The organism is Stenotrophomonas sp. HMWF003 (assembly GCF_003061285.1).
GTDB lineage: Bacteria > Pseudomonadota > Gammaproteobacteria > Xanthomonadales > Xanthomonadaceae > Stenotrophomonas > Stenotrophomonas maltophilia_AP.
In genome coordinates, this window is sequence record NZ_QAIW01000354.1 from 18,919 (window position 1) to 19,245 (window position 327).

At 71.6% G+C, this 327-nt stretch carries 2 pseudogenes; both read right to left on the reverse strand.

The window, feature by feature from the left end:
• Positions 1 to 100: pseudogene (locus DBR34_RS23210) on the reverse strand (glycosyltransferase family 2 protein); the annotation flags it as partial.
• Positions 97 to 327 (reverse strand): annotated as a pseudogene (locus DBR34_RS23215) (SAM-dependent methyltransferase); the annotation flags it as partial. The pseudogenes DBR34_RS23210 and DBR34_RS23215, both read right to left, overlap by 4 nt.

The following is a 327-nucleotide window of genomic DNA, read 5'->3' on the forward strand; positions in this document are numbered from 1 at the left end:
CGCCCGCCAGCCCGGGGTGCCGCGCGGCGGACTGCAGTGCCTGCAGGCACGGGCCGATCAGACGCTCCTCGTTATGCGCCGGGACGATTGCGGCGATCATCGCAGGCCCTCGTGCGCGGCGACCGAGCGGGTATCGCGCGACCAGCCCTGCAGCAACATGTCGGCATCGCTCCAAGAGAACGCCCGCGGCAGCAACGCGTCCAGCTGCGCGTGCACGAACTCCGCCGAGCACCGCGCCTGTGCGAAGTCGGGACGCCAATGACAGGCGACCAGCACGCCCCGCGTGTCCAATGACGCAGCCAGGCGCGCCGCCATCGCCTGCATCGT